20 protein-coding genes are annotated in these 14784 nt (G+C 48.5%); 11 read left to right on the top strand and 9 right to left on the bottom strand.

The genetic code is table 11. The features are described 5' to 3' along the window. Nucleotides 1-33: 33 nt before the first annotated feature. The 5 genes from S7335_RS19920 to S7335_RS29245 are packed head-to-tail and all read left to right on the top strand — an operon-like array spanning nt 34 to nt 5459. Entirely contained in the window at nt 34-942 is a 909-nt protein-coding gene (locus S7335_RS19920) for a hypothetical protein (RefSeq protein ID WP_006457805.1), read from the top strand. A gap of 26 nt (nt 943-968) precedes the next feature. Then, nucleotides 969-1799 carry an HlyD family secretion protein gene (locus tag S7335_RS28515; protein ID WP_006457980.1) on the top strand — a complete coding sequence of 277 codons (831 nt, stop codon included), beginning with the start codon at nt 969-971 and terminating at the stop codon, nt 1797-1799. Next, on the top strand, nt 1787-2278 hold the full coding sequence (locus S7335_RS28510; RefSeq protein WP_006458104.1) for an efflux RND transporter periplasmic adaptor subunit: 492 nt from the start codon (nt 1787-1789) through the stop codon (nt 2276-2278). The genes S7335_RS28515 and S7335_RS28510 overlap by 13 nt, the downstream gene beginning before the upstream one ends. Before the next feature lie 23 nt (nt 2279-2301). Further along, the gene (locus tag S7335_RS19910; RefSeq protein ID WP_255346485.1) at nt 2302-5106 is read left to right on the top strand and encodes an efflux RND transporter permease subunit; all 2805 of its coding nucleotides are present in this window, start codon (nt 2302-2304) and stop codon (nt 5104-5106) included. Then, nucleotides 5091-5459 (top strand): efflux RND transporter permease subunit, encoded by a 369-nt coding sequence (locus S7335_RS29245; protein ID WP_255346484.1) that lies wholly within the window; start codon nt 5091-5093, stop codon nt 5457-5459. The genes S7335_RS19910 and S7335_RS29245 overlap by 16 nt, the downstream gene beginning before the upstream one ends. A 180-nt stretch (nt 5460-5639) precedes the next feature. On the opposite strand, the gene S7335_RS29535 is transcribed toward S7335_RS29245, so the two are convergent. Next, nucleotides 5640-5732, bottom strand: a complete 93-nt coding sequence (locus S7335_RS29535) for a hypothetical protein (RefSeq protein ID WP_157620583.1) — start codon at nt 5730-5732, stop codon at nt 5640-5642. A gap of 114 nt (nt 5733-5846) precedes the next feature. Here S7335_RS29535 and S7335_RS29530 point away from each other — a divergent pair, with 114 nt between their 5' ends. Further along, entirely contained in the window at nt 5847-6053 is a 207-nt protein-coding gene (locus S7335_RS29530; protein WP_157620581.1) for a hypothetical protein, read from the top strand. Between the two features lie 318 nt (nt 6054-6371). On the opposite strand, the gene S7335_RS19900 is transcribed toward S7335_RS29530, so the two are convergent. Beyond that, nucleotides 6372-7292: a hypothetical protein gene (locus S7335_RS19900; protein ID WP_006457835.1), complete on the bottom strand. Its 921-nt coding sequence runs from the start codon at nt 7290-7292 to the stop codon at nt 6372-6374. 546 nt (nt 7293-7838) lie between these two features. Between S7335_RS19900 and S7335_RS19895 the strand changes: the two genes are divergently transcribed. Then, entirely contained in the window at nt 7839-8078 is a 240-nt protein-coding gene (locus tag S7335_RS19895; protein ID WP_006458206.1) for a hypothetical protein, read from the top strand. Nucleotides 8079-8100: 22 nt separating this feature from the next. Here S7335_RS19895 and S7335_RS19890 read toward each other — a convergent pair whose 3' ends face one another. Next, complete coding sequence (locus tag S7335_RS19890) at nt 8101-8598, bottom strand: hypothetical protein (protein ID WP_006457866.1); 498 nt, start codon at nt 8596-8598, stop codon at nt 8101-8103. Next, on the bottom strand, nt 8591-8827 hold the full coding sequence (locus S7335_RS19885) for a hypothetical protein (protein ID WP_006458188.1): 237 nt from the start codon (nt 8825-8827) through the stop codon (nt 8591-8593). The genes S7335_RS19890 and S7335_RS19885 overlap by 8 nt, the downstream gene beginning before the upstream one ends. A gap of 151 nt (nt 8828-8978) precedes the next feature. Between S7335_RS19885 and S7335_RS27440 the strand changes: the two genes are divergently transcribed. From S7335_RS27440 to S7335_RS19875, 3 genes are all read left to right on the top strand, one after another. Further along, a complete protein-coding gene (locus tag S7335_RS27440; RefSeq protein WP_006457765.1) occupies nt 8979-9272 on the top strand; it encodes a hypothetical protein in 294 nt (97 codons plus the stop codon). Between the two features lie 531 nt (nt 9273-9803). Next, entirely contained in the window at nt 9804-10439 is a 636-nt protein-coding gene (locus S7335_RS19880; protein WP_050766021.1) for a ParA family protein, read from the top strand. 145 nt (nt 10440-10584) lie between these two features. After that, complete coding sequence (locus tag S7335_RS19875) at nt 10585-10875, top strand: ribbon-helix-helix domain-containing protein (protein WP_006458414.1); 291 nt, start codon at nt 10585-10587, stop codon at nt 10873-10875. Nucleotides 10876-10882: 7 nt separating this feature from the next. Here S7335_RS19875 and S7335_RS27435 read toward each other — a convergent pair. After that, a protein-coding gene (locus tag S7335_RS27435; protein ID WP_157620579.1) for an IS630 family transposase occupies nt 10883-12027 on the bottom strand; the annotation gives its coding sequence in 2 pieces (ribosomal slippage) (nt 10883-11589 and nt 11589-12027; 1146 coding nt in all). Between the two features lie 194 nt (nt 12028-12221). On the opposite strand from S7335_RS27435, the gene S7335_RS19860 reads away from it, so the two are divergent. Further along, on the top strand, nt 12222-12491 hold the full coding sequence (locus S7335_RS19860; protein WP_006457958.1) for a hypothetical protein: 270 nt from the start codon (nt 12222-12224) through the stop codon (nt 12489-12491). Between the two features lie 546 nt (nt 12492-13037). Here the strand turns inward: S7335_RS19860 and S7335_RS27980 are convergent. The 4 genes from S7335_RS27980 to S7335_RS19840 all read right to left on the bottom strand — a co-directional run bounded on the left by S7335_RS27980 (nt 13038) and on the right by S7335_RS19840 (nt 14720). Next, a complete protein-coding gene (locus tag S7335_RS27980) occupies nt 13038-13181 on the bottom strand; it encodes a hypothetical protein (RefSeq protein ID WP_006457857.1) in 144 nt (47 codons plus the stop codon). A 550-nt stretch (nt 13182-13731) separates the two neighbouring features. Continuing rightward, on the bottom strand, nt 13732-14058 hold the full coding sequence (locus S7335_RS19850; protein ID WP_006457784.1) for a type II toxin-antitoxin system HicB family antitoxin: 327 nt from the start codon (nt 14056-14058) through the stop codon (nt 13732-13734). Then, nucleotides 14058-14303, bottom strand: a complete 246-nt coding sequence (locus S7335_RS19845) for a hypothetical protein (protein WP_006458224.1) — start codon at nt 14301-14303, stop codon at nt 14058-14060. Before S7335_RS19845 ends, S7335_RS19850 begins: the two co-directional genes overlap by 1 nt. 84 nt (nt 14304-14387) lie before the next feature. After that, the gene (locus S7335_RS19840) at nt 14388-14720 is read right to left on the bottom strand and encodes a transglycosylase domain-containing protein (protein WP_006457774.1); all 333 of its coding nucleotides are present in this window, start codon (nt 14718-14720) and stop codon (nt 14388-14390) included. Between the last annotated feature and the right edge of the window lie 64 nt (nt 14721-14784).

Here is a 14784-nt window from a genome sequence, read left to right as displayed (position 1 = left end):
AGTCGTTAGTCAATAAACCTGTTCAGGAGAAACATGCCCCACTTAAACAGAACTGTTTTATCTTTGATTGTCATGATGCCTTTATTGAAAGGTGCTGAGATCTTTGCACAAGCTCAGACGAATCCTACAGAATCTAGAATACCTGCAGAGGTGCTGCTCAACACAACGCTAGAGGCCGAATCAGGCACAATCATTCTAGATGAAGTCGTCATCTATGAAGGCACTGTGGTTCGACAACTTACCTATCAAGACTTACAAAAACCTGAGCTGATAGGGTATCAAAATTCTGGCTCATCACCGGCTCTTTATGCGCATCCAGTAACGCCTGGAACTGAGATCGTTGAAATAAATGACGACACCGGTAGTCCTGTAAGTGAGGATGTTCGTCTGGCAGCGAAGAATTACCTGACAGATAGCGCCATTAACTCGGTGTTCTTTGATATTGGCAGTGAGGGAAATGGACTTGCGATGCGTTTTAGTCCTCCTTTAGTCAATGCTCCCGGCGTTGATTTACTAATTGGTGAAATGAGTGCTACCAGGGGCAGTACTCGTTCAGGCTGTCCTGATACCCCTTCACCGGGTGGCGATAATCTTAGGGTACGACTAGATGACGGGACTTCCACGACAGTTGAATCTGGCGACTACACACAACAGATGCCGCTCGGGGTCATGCGTTATTACGGAAAAGAAGAGCTCAGAGAAGGAACGCTGATTACCTCAGTTGCTGACCTTGAAAACTACCCGGCATCAGAACGAAACGTACTCAATCATTTGCATCTTCACACCGCTACTGTCGATCTGAGCGCTTTGGGTGTGCCTGAAGGAGAAAGTATTAGTCAGATTGTGGTAGAAGCCAGTCCAGTTGAGGTTACTGTTGATGGAGAGTCTGTTCAGTGTTTCACAGGCGATCCAGCTTTTGTCTTTGGTATATCCGAGCAGTGAGTTGAGGTCATTTTATTCACAAGATTATGGATAGTTCTGAAGGCTCAGTAAATAAAGAGAAAGAACAAAATGCGCAGAGTCATCGCCGACTGATAGGGATATTGCTAGCAAGCGTCTTACTGAGCGGTAGCTTTGGCTATTGGGTCGTTCTCAATCGTAGAAATTCTGACTCACAGGCGCTTTCTCAAGCGCCACCGCCTCGCCCTGTCGAAGTTGCCAGACTCGCTGTCGGCGAGGGCGTTAGCTCTGTTGAACTGATTGGTCAAGCCGAAGCCAGAACAAACACAACACTGCGATCGCAAACATCGGGAGTTGTTCAGAAAATCCTGGTTCAATCAGGCGATAGAGTTGATGTTGGTACGACGGTTGCTGTTTTAGATGATGCCGACCAGCAGCTACTTCTCTCACAGGCGATCGCCAATCTTGCTTCTGAGCAGAGTAATTTAGCAGAGCTAGAGACGGGAACTCGGCCAGAGATTATTGAGCAGAGAACAGCAGTTTTACAATCTGCTGAGGCCAGAGAGCAAGAAGCACGGGATAATCTTCAGCGCACTCAAGCATTAGTGGCACAAGGAGCACTCTCTGAGCGATCGCTGATTGAAGCTAGAACAGCAGTAGATGCTGCTCTTTCAGCAAAACTAGAATCGTCGGCAACCCTCGCCGAAGCAACCGCAGGCCCCACCGCTGAAGAACTCGCCGCTCAGCGAGCGATTGTGACGGCGAGGCGGGCCGCTGTCGAGCAAGCTGAGCTGAGCTTGAGTCGTACTCGCCTTCAGACAACAATCAGCGGCGTTGTAGAAGAGAGAGTCGCTAACGTCGGAGATTATATGGAAGCAGGTAAGCTGTGTTGTCGTTAGTTGATCGTGAAGATCTTGATGTGTTTTTAGAGATTCCTGAAGAACTTAGCGGTCAGATAGCACCTGGATTAACCGTTATGCTGACAGCGCGAGCGCTGCCTGGCTGGCAAGGGCAAGCGACAATTGATGGGGTAATTCCAACTGCGAACGAAACCTCTCGTCGCCAGCGAGTACGCCTTCAAATAGAAAATACTCCGGCAGGTCTATTGCCGGGTATGTCTGTTCAAGGCACTTTAGAGAGAGCAAGCGATACGCCCAGCTTTGTTATTTCTCGTGATGCTCTGGTGCAGCAGGAGGGCGAGTGGATTGTGTTTACGGTTGCTGATGGACAAGCGAATGAGATAGCCGTGGAACTGGTTGCAGATACGGGCGAAGCGGTGGCGATCGCTTCAGAGCAATTACGCTCCGGACAATCTGTGGTGGTGCGAGGTGCGTCGGCACTACGAGCGGGCGCAGCAGTTCAGGTAATAGATCAATAGGTTCACTAAGCACTGGCATTATCATGAATTTGATTAGAATGGCTGTTCGCTGGCGGCATGGCACGATTGTTCTGTTTTGTTTGATTGCGCTCTTTGGCATATTGGCATTGTTCAGCCTGCCCTCGGAGCTGCGGCCTGGGGGCGATCGCCCGGAGGTAACTATCCAAACAAACTATCCAGGGGCAAGCCCAGCAGAAGTCGAAGATTTGATCACGCGCCCAATTGAAGAAGTCCTTGAAGGGGTTCAGGGTGTCCAAGAGATGACAAGTTCCAGCGGTAATGGGCAAAGCAGCATCAGCCTAGAATTTGCTTGGGATGTAGATATCAATCAGGCATTTGTAGATGTGCTCAGTAAGTTGCAACAGGCTGATGACTTGCCCGCTGAAGCAAGTGAATCAGAAGTGCAAATTGTCAGCGGTGACACCGATAGTCCTATGCTGCGAATTCACCTAGTGCCTGCTGAGGGAGCTACCGCTGATCTGAACCACTACCGCGATTTGGCAGACGATGTGATTGGGCCGCGTCTGCGTCACATTGAAGGGATTGGCGATCTCTCTATAGAAGGCGGGCAAGCACGAGAAGTTGAAGTGATTGTCGATCCAAGGGCGCTAGCCGATCGAAATCTGGCTATTGATGATGTGATCAATACACTGCGCAGCAGCAATCGCGACATTCGAGGCGGACCCATGGTCGTCGGTCGGCGTGAATACAGAGTACGAACAGTCAGTCGTGCAAACGACGTCAAACAGCTAGAAGGGCTGATACTCCGTCGAGATACGTCAGGCACGGTTTACTTAGGAGATGTCGCCGAGGCTAAAATTGGGCGAGCGACCCCTGAGATGGCTTTCTTACGCGATGGTGAACCCGCCATTACCATCGGCGCGGTTCGACAGATTGGAGGAAATGTTCCTGAGATTTCTAAAAGTATCCGAGCGGCGCTCGCAGAAATCGAAGAGAGATTTATACAACAGGGAGAAAACGTTCGCTTTATCATCCCATACGACGAAAATGACTACATCAGTCAATCGATCTCTTTCGTCCAGAGTAGTTTGATTATTGGTGCTGTTTTAGCCGCTTTTGTACTGATTCTTTTTCTAGGTTCGCTGAGAACCGTTGCTGTCATTGCGATTACTATTCCGACGACGCTCATTTCGGTATTCATTGTCTTTGCGCTGTTGGGGCGATCGCTTAACGTTATTAGCCTGGCGGGACTCGCCTTCGCCTCTGGCATGATTGTAGATAATGCCATTGTTGTATTAGAGAATATATTTACTCATATTCAAAAGGGGAAGACGACGGTTCAAGCGGCTGTTGACGCTACCCAGGAAGTTAGCGGAGCTATGCTGGCATCTACGCTGACAAATGTAGCCGTATTTATGCCGATTGTACTTGTAGAGGGAGAAGCCGGACAGCTCTTTTTCGATTTAGGCATCGCCCTTTCTGCCTCCGTTCTCTTTTCTCTTTTCGCCGCACTGACGCTGGTGCCCATGCTCTCAGGGCTGTTTTTGACTCAAGCCGATGCCCAGCAAATGCTGGAAGGAAAGACTCACATCAAAGGCAACTCAATTGAACAGGCTATCGTTCAAGTTTCTAGATATTTTACGCAAGTGCAGAGTCGCTTAGAACAAAGCTTGCTAGCAACCGTAAAATGGTCCTTAGGAAAAGGACATCGTAGTCGCAGGTTTGCAGTGTTGAGCGTTCCAATAGCGCTACTCTTTGTCGGCTATCAGCTACTACCTGCTATGGACTATCTGCCAGAAGGTAATCGCAATCTAATTATATGGATCACCCAGCCATTTCCAGGAACCAGTATTCCTGAAGCGATAGAGCTATACGAAAAACCTCATGCGTTCGCTCAAGCGCAGCCAGAAGTGTTAGGAGATATTCTGGTTCATCGGCCTGCTGGTAGCATCATCGGTGTTTTTCTCAAGCTAGAAGAGACTAACGCTCGAACCTTAAGTAACCTGGAAGAGCGGATGCGGGCGGCAAGCGGCGAGTTTCCAGGTTACCGATTTGTTGGTCTCAGGCGAGCCTCTATCTTCAGTAATCCTGGTAAAGAGTTTGAGGTTAAGCTCATTGGCCCAGACTTAGACTACCTCAATCAAATTCAAGGTCAGGTTGCTGAATCTTTGGAAGTGCTGGACGGTGTACAGAATGTTCGTCCCGACTTTCTAACAGGTGCGCCCGAACTACAGATTGTTCCCGATCGAGAACGGCTCGCTGAGGTTAGCCTCTCAGCGCTAGACTTGGGGACTGCTGTTGAAACAGCGCTGGGGGGCGTACGTGCCTCTGATTTTTTTGATGGCAGGCGAGACCTTGACGTAACCGTGAAACTGCAAGATGCTACGGCTGAAACGCCTGCTCAGCTTCGACAAATGCCGCTTTATGTAGGGGGTGGTGGCAGTAGCCAACAAGTTCAGCTATTAGATGTTGCCGACATGGTTGAAACGACCGGGCCAAATTCAATCGGCCATGTAGATACAGAAAGGGCCATCACACTGACCGTATCGCTTTCTCAAGAAGCGCCTTTGGGCGGGTTGCTAGAGCAGACTGAAGAAACGATTTTACAGCCCTTGCGAGCAACTTTGCCATCAGGATACCGTGCTGAACTGGCTGGCTCTGCCAATGTGTTGTCAGAAACGCTGCGCCAACTGGGTGCTACTTTTCTACTGTCACTGCTGATCACTTATTTACTATTAGTCGCGCTCTATCGCTCCTTGATATACCCGCTGGTGATTATGGTGACGGTTCCCATTGGCCTAACGGGTGCGCTGCTGAGTTTGCGATCGCAAATCTCATTCCGGGTGTCGTTGTGCCATTGGATATGATTGCTGGCTTGGGCTTTGTCATCTTGACAGGAATTGTGGTGAACAACGCAATTTTGCTAGTGGATCGAACACTTCAGCTTCAGCAGCAAGGGCAAGATTTAGATAGGTCGCTTTATGAGGCTGTGCGTGATCGCCTGCGACCTATTTTTATGTCAGCCGGAACCAGTATATTAGGCATGTTGCCGCTAGCGACCTTTCCTGGCAAGGGCGCGGAACTTTACCAGGGGTTAGGCATCGTCTTGGTAGGGGGGTTAGCGTTCTCAACGCTACTGACTCCGACGATCGTTCCGGCAGTGATGCGATTACTCCGTGATTTTGATACGCTCCGGGATCACAGCTCTGACTCCATATAACCTCCGTTCAGACACGTATATTGGGGCTCTTTGCATACCCCCCTGAAACGTCGCAATACAGATCGAGACGAGTGAGACTTACTGAATCGGCCTGTGCATCAGCTGCTGTAGAATCGCCTCCATATCAATGAATTCAGGTGCTTTGTAGAACTCATAGCGGCCATGAAAGATAAGGTGCTGTCAAGCGATGGGCGAAACCAGCTTGAGCAGTTCCATCCCGTCACCATCCTGCTGACGCTCACTGTGAGTAAAGAGCTTAGAGAGGATCACCATGTTGTAGTAGACGATGCAATTGGTGAGCAGACGAGCGCACTCCCCCAGATTTGGTTCTTCTTAAAGAAGCGATCGCCCCGGTTCAAAGCAAAACCTTCCCTACCAGCGAACGCTGTGAGAAACGTAGATGAAGCAACCCCACCGTCTAACTGCTTCATTAATGTCAATGGTCTCAGTGGTGTCAGTGGTGCCAATGGTGCTTCTGTTTCTGTGCTGAGATTGCCCTTCCGGTTGTTAGGGTTAGCTACTGATACCAGTCTTTTTTTACAGGGAGCGATCGCCCTCTCTCTTCGCTCGCTAGCGTCCCATCCTATGAGTTAATTGCCTTGAGTGATGAGGTAGACGAGATGGGACTGATAAGGAAGCTCAGAGGACTGAAGCAGAAAAGGCAGAGGAGCGATCGCTAGCGTCTGCTTTGCTGCTTTTCTAGTTTTCTGGATATTGTTAAAGCAGCGATCGCCATCTTCTATCGTTGTTAAAGCTGCCGCGCTGTTGGTGAGAGCTGAAGAGAATTATGGGAGATAAAGAAGCGTAGAAAATTCCGGAAAATCTCTGATTACTCTCTAATTTATATTCAGACGGGTTCAAAGGAAATCTATCTATGTAAAAAAGGTTACGCAGACCAGCAGAATATACCATCTACCTCGAAGGTCTCTGCCTGCCTGTATGCTCCTCAGCTTCAAAGTAAGGTACTTCTGAAGTCAGACAGGCTTGTATGTTAGAGCCTACTTGGCTGAAAGGCTGAACATCATTGACTCTTTCATACTCACCACCTCCATAGCTCAAAGTGGTGGCATCCACTTGGAAAATTCGTGTATCTCTATGATCTGGGTCATCAAAACGGTAGATATTAGGTTGCTCAGAGTCTTCAGAGATAGAAGCTATCAGTTGACCATTACGACTAAACCCGACGTAGCAGAACTGACCATTGTGCTCAAACACGCTGACGTAAGCTCCTCTGTAATAAGCAGCAGGGATTAGATCTGGAGGCACATCATTGCTTTGCGAAGATGAATCAGCCGCAGTGCCGCTTTGCGAAGACGAAGTAGCCGGAGTGCCGGAGCTAGGAGGAGCAATACAGAACTGAGGATAATTGGAGCAAGTACTGCCATTACTTACTATAATTCCGCTTGTCGTCTGACCACTTCGTACTTTTACAACAATTGGTCTACTATTCGCGCTTCCAAACATAGATGGTGCGTAATAGAAGAAGTAGCCATCATCTTCTTCTAGATAAGAAAAGAAATAGTAATCACCCGGCGCAAGACTCATCCTAAAAGAAGCGATGGAACCATCCCATATAGCCGGTTGGTCTATACAGGTCATCAAGTGCAGGTTTGAGACGAGTTGAGCACACACCCGCATTGCGTCTATAACTTCAGACCCAAACACCCGCCTACCTTCGACGATACCTGGTTCAACTTGAGCAATGAGCTGTGGTGTGTAGCTTGTTGCATCAGCTGATTCTTCCCTTAATCCACTGGCGGTAGCCAGACTTTGGCTAGATATCAGGCCGCTAGCAGCTAGTAAAGCGCTAAGAACAGAGGTGTAGAATCGCATCAGCAGGTAAGGAGAGACAGCGTATCAAGGGCTAAGCGGTTTATTACCTTCTACATCCTGCCTTTAGATACTACGAATACCAATGAAGAATTTATAAAGAAGCAATTGCTATTTATTTGCTGACTGTGGCTATACAACAGTAGTTGTAATGGCTTGCAATTACATTCCTTTTTTCGCATATTCTGTTGGTGGCTATTTGTGAGCCTCACTAGTCAACCTATCAAAGCTTATGTACTTTACACTTTAGCCACTGCTATAAAGCGATTTTGTCCAGTCGGAGATTCGGTGTGCCCTGGAAAGCCTTATAAAAGTAACACGAATAATTCAATTGGGGAGTGGGAGGGCTTTATCTAGGCTAGGTGCAGTTATGGTGAGTACTGAAAGGCTGGTGTGGTCAAAGTCAAAGGACATCAGCTCTCAGCCCGCTTCATCGATGAGGGGTATGAAAGGGTGCTCGCCTGCCCATAGACATGTATCTAGTTCTCAAACACCAACGCTATCATATCTATTTGGAGTCTTAAGAAAGCAGAATTCTGAGTATAGATAGTGGATGCTAGAGCAGTAGCGGTAGCGGTGCGATCGCCCAATAGTCATTTCCAGCTACGAGATCGCATTACCACTCTTTATTCGTTTCCTTTGCATCCTCCCCTAAAAAGTGACATGGAAAGTATTTCACTCACTGAGTTGATTGAGAGAAACCGAGATTTCGCCATAGAAGACTTGTTGATGGATAGACCAGTGCTGCTGTCCAAGCAGGAGAGCGAGCCAGAGTTCACCGGGCTGTAGGTGAGTAGCCAGTTGAAGCTGGTCAAAGGAAGCAGGTTGTGTGAGCCAAGAGAGCGCTGATTGAATGGTTTGAATCCAGGCGTTTTTCTGCATGAGCGACATTAAGCGCCTCTTCAGCGGACTGCACCGCCTGTGTAACGGCGTTCGCTATTGACGGTCCATCAGGTAAAGGAAGAGGCTTCTGCCTCTGTTGTCTCGGCAGGGGTATTGGCTGAGTAACCAACGCCTGAGTTGAGAAGTAGAAAGTATCTTTATCGCCAGTTAGTTCAGCCATCCAACTTTCATCGAGGGTAGGTTCTTGGCCATACGCCTCAATCTCCTCGAAGACTTGTTCAGCGAAGCCACAGAATGCATCGGTATCGGCCTGAATGCGACTGGCAGCGATCGCAAAGAGTTCTTGGTAGAAGTTATGCGGGTTATTTTTGCGAGAGAGTGCTATGAGTTGAGCACGAAACCGCTGAGCCTTGGCTTGTGCCTGCTGCCATTGCTGAGCATTAAGTCTAGTTGTGGTCTCAGCCATCTATTGTATTCTCCAGCAGACAGAAGGGACAGGCGGCAGCGGGTTGTCGGTCTTGAGTGATGGTAACGTCTTGGCCGAACTTAGCCTGAAGAATACCAATAACCGTCCGAATATGGCGTCTGAGCTGAGCTTGGGGAACTCCTTTTAGATGAATAGGAGTTCCCCTTTCTATCGTTTTTGCCGCATCCTCGATGAGTGGTATGAAAGAGCGAGCGCATGAATGAGCCATCGGTACGGTTGCGATAGAAGGTGATTAGCACCGCTGGTGGCGATACGTAGTTAAGAGCGGGATATCAATGCTGTCAGTCCGCTGACTGCGCTGGCGAGATCGCTTTTTTAGCTTTGTTGAGTGAATGCTTGGCATAGTAAGAACGCCTAGAGTGACAGGTTCGCCCCTGCCAGCCAGGTTTAGCCTGTGCCACCACAACGGATTCATCAAACGTCTGATAGAGATTACCATCTTCAAAAGACAAGAACAGAGTAGAGTCGTCCTGGTTAATCAGGCAACCATGACGCGCCCAGGCGCTGTCTGCGCCTCTATGAACGTCTCCGATCGATGGAGCCAGTCAAGATGGTGTGGGCTAGTCATGTTTTTCATTCCACGTAGCAAGAAGGCCCACTGTCAGGAGAGAAGCACTGAGCAAAGCACCGGCGGCGGCAAACGCACTAGCTAATAAAGAGACGGGTTTGCCAAAGGACATCCTTTTTTGGAGCTAATGGCAAAGCGAACGAAACGTAGTCTGAGTTTAGTCTGAGTGCGGCTATTCTGCTACTAGGAAAATGCTAACTAAGCGCTATGAGTAACCCTTTTTATATGGCAGGCATCAGATTGCATCGGCATAGACTGATCAGCCATAAGTTTAACACCCCATCACGCAAACGCGATTACACGTAATCGCATACACACTAATACTACTGGCGCTGCTTTCCCTCGTTTGATATCGTCGATGCGATAATGTGTAATCACAATATCACACCACCTTAACCAGCCAAAACTAAGACATAGAGGACATTACAAGCATCTGCTCACCATACTCATGCCGACAAGTTTGTGTAATCACAAAATCACGATATCAAAATATCACGCTGCAACAATTGGGTATTGAAGTATGCTGATAAGTGATTACACGTTAGCATGCAGTAGTGTAATCACGTTGGCACCCAATCATTTGTCAATACATATCATTGGAGAGGTCTATAAAGTCATGCCAATTGCAGCCGTCATTTCGCAGAAAGGCGGACCAGGTAAGTCCACGGTATCGATGAACCTAGCCGTCGCCGCCCACCTGTCGGACAAAAGTGTCGCTGTCTTAGACACCGATCCGCAGTGTTCTATTAGTCAGTGGGGCGATATCCGAGAAGGGGAAGGCATCACCGAACCTATCGTTGTCGCTATACCGCCCAGCCGTCTTACCCAAGCGATCGCCACTACTCAAGAGGACAACACAGATTTAGTCATCATAGATACAGCTCCTTTTAACTCAGAAGGGATTCTGACGGCGGCGCGACTCTCCGATATCTGCGTTGTGCCGTGTCGTCCATCAATCCTGGATCTTTCAGCGATCACAACCACACTTGACCTATGCTCAGCGGCAGGCGCAAAAGTAGGGTTGCTACTAAACGCAGTTAAGTCACGTCCGCAGCTGTACGAAGCGACTAGCGTTCTGAAAGATCTAGCGGAAACCGACACGAACCGACAGATCTGCCCGATAGCACTATGGGATAGAACTGAGTACTCGAAAGCAGTCGTTGATGGTCTAGGTGTGCTTGAATACTCGCCGACTGGAAAGGCCGCGAAGGAGATCAAGCAACTGTACAAGTGGTTATGTGCTAACGTGTAATCACAATGACACTTCATCACGTAAGTACGTAATAAGGAAATCACAACCATAGGATTGCCGAAAGGTGAACACCCAAAGCTATCGTCTTGTGATAGCGTGATATCACAATTACACGGTACAAATTTTTTATAGGAGAAGTGTTGCTATGTCTGGTCTAAGAGATCGGCTTAAGCAAGTGGGAAATGGCAAAGCCGCGACTGGCAAAGTACAATCGGCTGCACCTGCTAAGCCTGACAATAAGAAGAGCCCGCACTATCGCCCGAGTCGATCAGGTAAGAAAGCCATTATCGGCTACTTCGACCCGGCAGTCTCAAAACAAGTGAGACAGCTAGCGCTAGATGAAGATACGAGCGTAGAAGCACTCGTCGGGGAGGCGCTAGATCTATTGTTTGAGCAGCGTGGCCTACCTCAGATTGCTGGAAAGCAACCCGACTAGTAGTCAGTCATGATTGAACTTTCGGGTAGAGGCGCTTGAGTTTGATGCGTGCATCATCAGTGGAGAATTGCCAATCAATCCCAGTTTGTTGATGGTTCCGTTGTGTTGCCCAAGCCTGAACTTCTTGTTCAATTTCGGTCACGTTATCAATGCGTCGGCTGAGACATTGTCGGGTCAACACACTTAGTTCAGGCTCTGCCATATTGAGCCAACTGCCATGCTTAGGCGTGTAGACAATCTTCACCTTGTTTCGAATGCGGCGAGCTTCCTGTGGCGTAAAGGCTTGGTATAACGAGGTAACGGTATGGGTGTTGAGATTGTCACAAACTAATGTCAAGGTTTCAGCTGTGGCGTAGCGGGGGAGGTCAATCAGTTGCCGCAGTTGCTGTGCCCAATCAATGGCGGTTCGTCGGTCACTAACACGTACGTCTCGCCACCCGGCTAACGGTTCAACGAACATCCAGACCGTACAGGTTCCCTCGCGAATGTACTCGTGGTCAATCCGTTCAGGGGTATTAGGTTTGACAGGGTGTGGGAGGTGTTTCTCCTTCAGTAACTGTTTGGGTTGCTCGTCCATGCAAATGATTGGATGGGCCGGGTCATACGCCAACTGGTAAATATCCAAGACTTGCTCCATCTGGCAGACGAAAGCAGCATCCTGCTTGGGTGGAATGCACCACATGGTACGTCGCCAAGGCTTCAATTCATTTTTTTCAGCACTTGGCGAACCGTTTCATGGCTAACCGGCTCGACGATGTCTAAGACGACGGCTTGGTCTGCGAGCAGCCGTAGGCTCCAACGGGCATATCCTGGTGGCGGCTGAGAACAAGCTAAGGCCACCAAACGAGCTTCCTGCTCACCATCAAACTTGGGTGGGTTGGGCAGTTGGGATGGCGGCTTGCGAGACAACAAAGACAATGGCCCTTGAAAGACTGCCTGCTTACGCCAACTTTCGATGCTTCGGGTCGTCACCCCATAGGCTTCCGCAATCAGCTGGTCACACCAAGCCGGGCCAGCCTCGCTCTCGTCACATTTCAGTAGAGCTTGAGCGCGGGTCAGTTTCCACTTGGCCGCTTTCCCTTTCGAGACAAGTGCTTCTAGTTCCGCTCTCTCTTCAGGCTGCAATTTGACTCGATGCTGTTTTCTGCTCATGAACGTTCAACTCTCTCTAGAACAATCTTTTCGAGAGTTAGGGTGCCCGAAAATTTAGGGCTGACAGACTACTAGTTTGTCCTTGCACCATATCCAACATGGTCGGCTTCTGGAAAAGCTATACCCTAAGTCAAACTAATCTTGTAGTGATAACGCGATTACACGATTACACATAAACCTCTGTAGTGAAAAATATGACTCTGAAAAAGTTTGAGAAGATAGCTACGGCGAGTCCGTTTGTTGAGTATTTCGGAACGTTCAACGGGCGTGGTAGTCACGAAGGGATTGCGGTCACAGCTGAGGGACCATATGAATACGCTCAGTTTTGCTTAGAGCTGATGTCTGAAGGGCTATGTAGGATAGCAGAAGAGAGACCCCTGATCGATCAATGGGGATTGAGTCAGATCTACTCGTGGCCGAAAAAATTAATAGGAGGCGATCGCCAGTGTTCTACAGGCGGATAGCCTTAACAGTATTCGTGTCGTTTTTGAATTAGTCAACGTAAGTAACACGAATATTTACCATCAGGCTTGGGACTAACCAACAGAGCGATCGCCTCCTATCTTTTCGGATTCCAGATAGAAATTAAAAAATATTAGGAGAGACCTGTTTAGTTTGAGCAGCATCAGTGTGTTCCGTATTGTCTGCCTAGCCGCTGTTATGAGAGCGGCTAGTGCCTTGAAGAGCTAGAAGTTAGTCGAGGATATAGAGATGAATGCGGTAGAAGAATGGCAGATTGTTATCGACGTATCGTTTGATAACATAAACAAAGGTACGGATCTATCGAAAGTTGTAGCATTTCGTTCCGCCTGCAAGTCGAGAGTTATCTATATGACCGAGCTGACGAAGGCGCAGGCTGAGCGGCTGTTCACTACACAATGCAGCAGTTCGAGAGCTACGCCCCTGGCACTGTTGGCAGTGGTACTTATGCAGAAGTGGTAGGCCGTTTGGAAGATCTCTACCCTGGTTGGGTGGAAGAATGTGAAGAAGTTTAAAAGAGAGTGCAGTCACTACTGTGGAGACTTATGTCTACCACAGTACTTAATTTTCCTAGAGAGCGATCGCTCCATCGCCTGCGTTGGTTTACTGCCAGAGCGATCGCCCGAGAGTTGAGGCAGCGCTGAGGTGCTCTGAAGGATTGGGAGGAAGCCCATGGATTTCAAAGAGTAGACAACACTGCTGCCTTGTCGAAGATTGCGCCCCGTTCAATTAAGTCTTGTTTTTCTGCAAGGGCTAACCCTAGAAACTAACTAAGGAAAGCACTAAAATTCCTAACGGGACGAGAAAAAGCAATCTATACCAAACTAACTCACCTAGAACGTTCGGCCAGATCTTCATAGCCAAAGTCATAAGCACTATACACACACAACAATCACGATAAGTGTGGTGGGGCGCAGGTAGGAACTGGCTGATGTGCTTAAGCATCACGATAGCGGCATCAATTGGTAGTGCTAGCAGATACAGCGCATACCAGTTCGTGTTAGTGCTCTATCCTAGAGAAGTCTCCGAGCAGCGATCGCTTCAGACTCTCTGTTGCGCTTGTTTCTCGTGACGCAAAGGGAAGTGATTTTCCATGAGTGCTTTCTACCAAGCAAATTCTAAAACCACTACACAATGAGTTTAGCTGATGGAGAGGTTAGCGAAAGTGATCGCTCTATGAATAGTCCCTAAGAAGGGTGATCGCCTTGTTCAATACTGGCTACGTTAGTCACCTGAAAGCTTTTTACTCGCCAGTCGGTTCAAGCTAACGCCTTGCTCCGCCGCTTGGATAGCCAGTTCCCGATGCTGTTCGGGTGGAATTCTGACCATAAACTTACCGCTGTAGAGTTTCTTCGATAGCGGTGTTGGCACAGCCTCATCGTGCGCTTCTAAATCGTTGATACAAGCCTGAACTAAGTTGATGATGCCAGAGAAAGCAGTTTGCTGATTCTCGTCGAGCCAGCTTAGCCCAGGGAACTCGGCACACAGACCGACAAATTCTTCATCTTCTTCCGACCAAAACACACGATAGGTGTAAAACTGAGCGTCCATTACATCGCCTCCATCTTTCTAATCGCTGCTAGTACCTGTTTGACTTGATAAGGCTTACCCTTTCCTTTTTTTGACTGGATATTGACATAGGGTTCGCCCTGCCAGGGGGTGCGATAAACTCGATGACTGCCGCCCGATTGACGGGGCTTACCGAAGAAATGATCACAAACCTTAGACAAATCAGAGAATTTTACCCCCTTAGGATTGTTCTCCATGTCTGCCAAAATCTTCTGAATACTAGCCATTTCGCAGGTAATATCAATAATGATACTATAACGTAAATTATTGATGTTGAGTCTCAAGGGTGGCCTGAGCTCTTCTTCCTATCACTATTCACTTTCTCTTTGCAGCTGCTGAAGATAGGCTGTGCCGCCAAGCTGACTCATCTGAACCAGAATCCAGCTTTGTCGGTCTAGTACTTCCTGGGAAGGCGCTTCGATGCGGTAAAGTTCTGGCCCAGGTAGTACAGCAGCTAGTAGGGCAGCTTCTTGTGAGGTGAGGTCTCGGGCAGGGAGTTGAAAAAACTGTTGGCTAGCGGCTTCTACGCCGAAGGTACGCTCGCTAAACTGGGCAATGTTCAAGTACATTTCTAAGATCCGCTGCTTGTCCCACATCAACTCTATGAGCAGCGTTAGCCAAGCTTCTATCCCTCCACCTTCCAAAGCGATCGCCCTCCAGTCTGTCCACTCATCGGCGTTGCCGTCTAAATTTCCAAGGCATGACAGG

It is taken from the genome of Synechococcus sp. PCC 7335 (assembly GCF_000155595.1).
Taxonomy (GTDB): Bacteria; Cyanobacteriota; Cyanobacteriia; order Phormidesmidales; family Phormidesmidaceae; genus Phormidesmis.
This window is presented reverse-complemented; position numbering and strand designations above follow the sequence as displayed.

Bases quoted from the DNA above. Each gene is read 5' to 3' on its own strand.
- S7335_RS19920 (WP_006457805.1), top strand. From the start codon at position 34: ATGCCCCACTTAAACAGAACTGTTTTATCTTTGATTGTCATGATGCCT.
- S7335_RS19850 (WP_006457784.1), bottom strand. From the start codon at position 14,058: ATGGACGCTCAGTTTTACACCTATCGTGTGTTTTGGTCGGAAGAAGAT.
- S7335_RS19880 (WP_050766021.1), top strand. From the start codon at position 9,804: ATGCCAATTGCAGCCGTCATTTCGCAGAAAGGCGGACCAGGTAAGTCC.
- S7335_RS19910 (WP_255346485.1), top strand. From the start codon at position 2,302: ATGAATTTGATTAGAATGGCTGTTCGCTGGCGGCATGGCACGATTGTT.
- S7335_RS19890 (WP_006457866.1), bottom strand. From the start codon at position 8,598: ATGGCTGAGACCACAACTAGACTTAATGCTCAGCAATGGCAGCAGGCA.
- S7335_RS27980 (WP_006457857.1), bottom strand. From the start codon at position 13,181: ATGGGCTTCCTCCCAATCCTTCAGAGCACCTCAGCGCTGCCTCAACTC.
- S7335_RS29535 (WP_157620583.1), bottom strand. From the start codon at position 5,732: ATGGTGATCCTCTCTAAGCTCTTTACTCACAGTGAGCGTCAGCAGGAT.
- S7335_RS19875 (WP_006458414.1), top strand. From the start codon at position 10,585: ATGTCTGGTCTAAGAGATCGGCTTAAGCAAGTGGGAAATGGCAAAGCC.
- S7335_RS19900 (WP_006457835.1), bottom strand. From the start codon at position 7,292: ATGCGATTCTACACCTCTGTTCTTAGCGCTTTACTAGCTGCTAGCGGC.
- S7335_RS19845 (WP_006458224.1), bottom strand. From the start codon at position 14,303: ATGGCTAGTATTCAGAAGATTTTGGCAGACATGGAGAACAATCCTAAG.
- S7335_RS19860 (WP_006457958.1), top strand. From the start codon at position 12,222: ATGACTCTGAAAAAGTTTGAGAAGATAGCTACGGCGAGTCCGTTTGTT.
- S7335_RS19885 (WP_006458188.1), bottom strand. From the start codon at position 8,827: ATGGCTCATTCATGCGCTCGCTCTTTCATACCACTCATCGAGGATGCG.
- S7335_RS28515 (WP_006457980.1), top strand. From the start codon at position 969: ATGGATAGTTCTGAAGGCTCAGTAAATAAAGAGAAAGAACAAAATGCG.